Origin of the sequence: Brevundimonas sp. (assembly GCF_023259385.1) — a bacterium.
In the GTDB taxonomy this organism is placed as follows: domain Bacteria; phylum Pseudomonadota; class Alphaproteobacteria; order Caulobacterales; family Caulobacteraceae; genus Brevundimonas.
Genome location: NZ_JAHFPF010000244.1, coordinates 1 through 5,183, shown reverse-complemented (window position 1 = coordinate 5,183; position 5,183 = coordinate 1). Strand labels below are relative to the sequence as shown.

Here is a 5,183-nt window from a genome sequence, read left to right as displayed (position 1 = left end):
GAACGGCCTGCAGCACGACATAGTTGGTCTGGTTGTACCGGGCCTGCGTGCCCGTCGGGAAATCGAACGGCCGCTCGCCCATCACGCGGAACATCTCGTCGCGGGTCGATGGGAAGACCGTCGTATCATCGGCGCCCGAGACGAAGTCGGGCAGGCCCGAGACATGGCTGAGCAGCTGGTCCACCTGCACCTCGCGCCAGGCCGCGGGCAGGGTCGGCACGTACCGGGCGGCCGGAGCCTTCAGGTCCAGCCGTCCCTTGTCAGCCAGTTCTAGGATCAGGGTGCTCGCGAACAGCTTGCTCACCGAATAGACGCCGTAGACGTCGTCCGGGCGCACGGCCCGTCCGGCCTCGACATCCGCCAGGCCGATCTGGTTGCGGTACAGCACCTCGCCGTTGTGCAGGACCAGCACCGACTGCGCCGGGGGGCCGTACCGTTCGGCGTTCGCCCGCAATTGGGCGTCCAGCGCGGCGCTGAGGTCCGAGCTCGCCGCGGGTCCGCCGCACGCCGAAAGGAACAGGCACAGGCCGGCCGCCAGATGCGCGAACTTCATGCTTTCCCCACCTGCGAACTGGAGCCCGGTCCTCGCCGGTTTGAGCAAGAGGCCGTTCCTTGTAAAGGCTTTCGTCCATGACCGAACCCACTCTGTCCGCCGATCCCGCCGTTATGGTCGCCCGCGCCCGCGAGGTGATCGAGATGAACATCGCGGCCCTGCAGCAGCTGGAGGCCGCCATCGACGATAGCCTGGCCAGGGCGGTCGAGATCATCCTGTCGCGGCCCGGCTATCTGGTGGTCACCGGCATGGGCAAGTCGGGCCATATCGGCGGCAAGATCGCCGCCACCCTGGCCTCCACCGGGACCAACGCCTTCTTCGTCCATCCGGCCGAGATGAGCCACGGCGACCTGGGCATGCTGCGCAAGGATGTGACGCTGCTGGCCATCTCCAACTCGGGCGAGAGCCGCGAGTTGCGCGATCCGCTGATCTATTGCCAGCGCGAGGGCATTCCGGTCATCGGCATCACCCAGCGCCCCAACAGCTTCCTCGGCCGCTCCTCGGCCGTCTGCCTGACCCTGCCCAATGCGCCCGAGGCGCACCCGGACGGCCTGGCCCCGACCACCTCGACCCTGATGACCCTGGCGATGGGCGACGCCCTGGCCATGGTCCTGACCGAGCGGCGCGGCTTCACAGCCGAGGACTTCGGCCTGCACCACCCCGGCGGCAAGCTGGGCATGAGCCTGCAGAGCGTGCGCGACTGGATGGGGGACCGTCCGCCGGCGCCGGCCACCGTGCCCCTGACCGCGACCTTCGCCGAGGTCGTCTCGGCCATCACGGAAGGGCGCAAGGGCGCCGCCGCCGTGGTCAACGCCGACGGGACCCTGGCCGGGATCGTCACCGACGGCGACGTGCGCCGGGCCTTCGCGCGCGGCGACCTGTCGGGCCTGACCGCCGCTGACGTCATGAGCCCTCGGCCCAAGGTCATCGATCCCAGCGCGCGCATGAGCGACGCCATCGACCTGATGACCCAGAACAAGATCGCCACCCTGCTGATCGTCGAGGACGAGCGCCCCCTGGCCATCGTCCACATCGCCGAGCTGATGCAGGCGGGGTACGTGGGCTAGTAGGCCCGCATGCCGTCGATGTTGCCCGGCGGGGAGTAGCGGCAGTTCAGCACCGACCGGTCGCCGCGGCGGACGACGGCGCAGCCCACGTGGGTCGTGCCGCTCCACACCAGCTGGGTGTAGTGGCCGACGGCGGTCCAGTCGCCGGTCCGGCTGACGGCCGGGAAGGCGCCGTGGCGGTATTGCGCCTTCTCGGCGATCCACTCCCCGACCATCTCTTCCGGCGTCCAGCGGCGATTGCCCCAGCCGGTCCACAGGTTCTCGCCGTGGCCGTGCTGTGCCGGGTCGTGCGCGAACTCGCCGGTGTCGATCAGGTGCTGGGCCCAGGCCCGCGCCTCGCGCTCCAGCCCCTCGTCCCAGATCAGCGCCGGCGCCCCGACCCGCGCCCGCTCGGCGTTGTGGGCCCGCAGCACCCGCACCTCGATCGCATCCGAGGGCAGTGCGTCCCGCGGCGGCCGGATCGGCCGCACCGTGCGCGGCTCGTCGCCCGGATCGGACGGGGCGGCGCAGCCCGGCGTGACGAGCAGGACGCTCAAGGCGAGGGACAGGCAGGCGAGACGGCGCATCGGATCTCCGGACAGGACGGACCGGATCAAAGCGTACGCCGCCCGTTCGCGTTCCGCCTAGCGCTCAAGCGGCACGCCCTGTCCGTCCATCGGCTCGTCGGTCAGGGCGCTCGCCACATCGTCCCCTTCCATGGTGCGCGTCTCAGCGGGCTTGCCGGCCTGGAACTCCTCCATCGCCGTCGCCTTGCGGGCGCGCATGCGGTCGGCCAGGTCGTCCATGTCCAGTCCGGCGTCGCGGGCCTGGCTGAACATGCCTTCAACGCGCTGCTCCTCTTCCTTGACGTGGTGCTCGATCATCTCGGAAAGCACCTTCACCTTGGCGTCGTAGAAGTCCTCCGCCGGGCTGCCGGCCTCGATCTCGTTGATCAGGGCCTTGGCCGCGTCGTGTTCGACGTAGCTCTCATCCAGCAGATCGTCCTCGATGCGACCGCGACAGGCCGGATAGAAGATCTCCTCCTCGATGGCGGTGTGGACCTTCAGTTCCAGGCAGGCCTGTTCGGCCAGCGCCTGCTTGCGGTCGCGGCTGGTCGCCTTTTCGAACGCCTCGAAGATTCCTTCCACCTTGCGGTGGTCGGCCTTCAGCATCGCGATCGCGTCCATCTCTTCGTAGGTCTGGGCCATGGGGTTCCTCCTGGGCAATGGCTTCGACCCCGGAAAGCCGCGTTCGCCGCGCCGTTCCAAAGGCCAAGCTAGCTGAGAGTCGTTCGCTCGAATTCAGCCCTTTGGGCGTCCGGTCGCTGACACAACGGCCCGTTTCGCGCGTTTGAAAGCGGACACAGGAGATCGCCCGCCATGCTCGACCACATCGGCCTCGACGTCGCCGACATCGCCGCCTCCCGCGCCTTCTATGAGAAAGCCCTCGCCCCGCTCGGCTACGCGGTGGCGCACGAGATCGCCGAGGACGGGACCACCGTCGTCATGTTCGGCGTCGACGGCGAGATCGATTTCGTCATCGCCGACAAGGACCGTCCGGGCGAGGCCAACCACATCGCCTTCCGCGCCGCGACCCGCGGTCAGGTCGACGCCTTCCACGCCGCGGCGCTGGCGGCGGGGGGCCGCGACAACGGCGCGCCGGGCGTGCGTCCCCACTACGGCGCGACCTACTACGCCGCCTTCGTCCTCGACCCCGACGGCTTCAACGTCGAGGCCGTCTGCCACGCGGCGGAGTGACGCCGCCCACATCCCCTTGCGGACGCCTTCACGGTTGTTACTTGACGTTGACGTAAACGTACGCTTTCTGCTGCCCAAGTTTCAATTCCGCACCCTCCCCTCAAGCAGCGAGGCGCCGCGCGCCGAGCGTTAGGGGACCCAAGAAAGAGACCTCCTCCATGGCCGACGCCTACATCTACGACGCCGTGCGCACCCCGCGCGGCAAGGGCAAGAAGGACGGATCGCTTCACGAGATCACCGCCCTGTCGCTGGCCACCCAGGTGCTGGAAGCCCTGCGCGACCGCAACGGCCTGGACACCTCCAAGGTCGACGACGTGATCCTGGGCTGCGTCTCGCCGGTGGGCGAACAGGGCGCGGACATCGCCCGCACCGCCGTGCTGAACGCCGGCTGGGCCCAGACCACGGCGGGCGTCCAGATCAACCGCTTCTGCGCCTCGGGCCTGGAAGCGGTGAACATGGCCGCGGCCAAGGTGAAGTCCGGCGAGGCCGACTTCGCCGTCGGCGGCGGCGTCGAGGCCATGAGCCGCGTGCCGATGGGCTCGGACGGCGGCGCCTGGCCGGTCGATCCGTCCTCGGCCTTCCCGACCTATTTCGTGCCCCAGGGCGTCTCGGCCGACATGATCGCCTCCAAATGGGGCTTCAGCCGCGACGACGTCGACGCCTATTCGGTCGAGAGCCACAAGCGCTCGGCCAAGAGCTGGGCCGAGGGACGGTTCAAGAACTCGGTCATCCCCGTTCTGGACCAGCTTGGCCTCGTGCGCCTGGACCGTGACGAGACCATTCGTCCGAACACGGACATGCAGACCCTGGGCGGCCTGAACCCCTCCTTCGCCATGATGGGCGAAATGGCCTTCGACAGCGTGATCAACCAGCGCTACCCCGAGGTCGAGCGCGTCAACCACGTCCATACCCCCGGCAACTCGTCCGGCATCGTCGATGGTTCGGCCGGCGTGCTGATCGGTTCGCTGGAAGCCGGCCAGGCCCTGGGCCTGAAGCCGCGCGCCAAGATCCTGGGCGGCGCCTCGATCGGCTCGGAGCCGTCGATCATGCTGACCGGCCCGGAATATGTGACCCGCAAACTGCTGGGCAAGCTGGGCATGACGCCCGACGACATCGACGTGTGGGAGCTGAACGAGGCCTTCGCCGCCGTCGTCCTGCGCTACATGCAGGCCCTGAACATCGACCACGCCAAGATGAATGTGAACGGCGGCGGCATCTCGATGGGCCACCCCCTGGGCGCCACCGGCGCCATGATCACCGGCATCGCCCTGGACGAGCTGGAACGCTCGAACAAGTCGACGGCCCTGATCACCCTGTGCATCGGCGGCGGCATGGGCACCGCCACCGTCATCGAACGCGTCTGATCCGGAGCGAATGACTATGGAAAACTTCAAGATCGACGTCGACGCCGACGGCATCGCCGTCATCGCCTTCGACGTGCCGGGCCGTTCGATGAACACCCTGACCTCCTCGGTGATGAAGGAAATCCCCGAGCTGGTCGAACGCATCAAGACCGACGAGGCCATCAAGGGCGCCGTCATCACCTCGGGCAAGGCCTCGGGCTTCTGCGCCGGCGCGGACCTGGGCGACATGGCCGGCGGCGTGCTGTCGGGCGGCGGCGACCTGCAGAAGGCGTTCGACGCCGGCTGGAAGCTGAACGGCGCGTTCCGTGCGCTGGAGACCTCGGGCAAGCCGATCGCGGCCGCGATCAACGGCCTCGCTTTGGGCGGCGGGCTGGAGTTCACCCTGGCGGCCCACTACCGCGTGGTCGAGAACGACAACAAGATCCAGCTGGGCCTGCCCGAGATCAAGGTGGGTCTGTTCCCC

7 protein-coding genes are annotated in these 5,183 nt (G+C 68.6%); 4 read left to right on the top strand and 3 right to left on the bottom strand.

What is annotated here, in order from left to right; translation table 11 throughout:
• A partial coding sequence (locus Q0C81_RS15615; RefSeq protein WP_291839976.1) for a serine hydrolase occupies positions 1-553 on the bottom strand: 553 nt, incomplete at its 3' end.
• Between the two features lie 77 nt (positions 554-630).
• Between Q0C81_RS15615 and Q0C81_RS15610 the strand changes: the two genes are divergently transcribed.
• Entirely contained in the window at positions 631-1,620 is a 990-nt protein-coding gene (locus Q0C81_RS15610) for a KpsF/GutQ family sugar-phosphate isomerase (protein ID WP_291839973.1), read from the top strand.
• Here the strand turns inward: Q0C81_RS15610 and Q0C81_RS15605 are convergent.
• Positions 1,617-2,186 carry a CAP domain-containing protein gene (locus Q0C81_RS15605; protein ID WP_291839970.1) on the bottom strand — a complete coding sequence of 190 codons (570 nt, stop codon included), beginning with the start codon at positions 2,184-2,186 and terminating at the stop codon, positions 1,617-1,619. The genes Q0C81_RS15610 and Q0C81_RS15605 overlap by 4 nt on opposite strands.
• A gap of 57 nt (positions 2,187-2,243) precedes the next feature.
• Positions 2,244-2,807 (bottom strand): hemerythrin domain-containing protein, encoded by a 564-nt coding sequence (locus Q0C81_RS15600; protein ID WP_291839967.1) that lies wholly within the window; start codon positions 2,805-2,807, stop codon positions 2,244-2,246.
• 171 nt (positions 2,808-2,978) lie between these two features.
• Here Q0C81_RS15600 and Q0C81_RS15595 point away from each other — a divergent pair, with 171 nt between their 5' ends.
• The 3 genes from Q0C81_RS15595 to Q0C81_RS15585 form a co-directional block, all read left to right on the top strand.
• On the top strand, positions 2,979-3,356 hold the full coding sequence (locus Q0C81_RS15595; RefSeq protein WP_291839964.1) for a VOC family protein: 378 nt from the start codon (positions 2,979-2,981) through the stop codon (positions 3,354-3,356).
• A gap of 158 nt (positions 3,357-3,514) precedes the next feature.
• Positions 3,515-4,720 carry an acetyl-CoA C-acetyltransferase gene (locus Q0C81_RS15590; RefSeq protein ID WP_291839961.1) on the top strand — a complete coding sequence of 402 codons (1,206 nt, stop codon included), beginning with the start codon at positions 3,515-3,517 and terminating at the stop codon, positions 4,718-4,720.
• Positions 4,721-4,736: 16 nt separating this feature from the next.
• On the top strand, positions 4,737-5,183 hold a 447-nt coding region (locus Q0C81_RS15585), incomplete at its 3' end, for an enoyl-CoA hydratase-related protein (protein WP_291839958.1).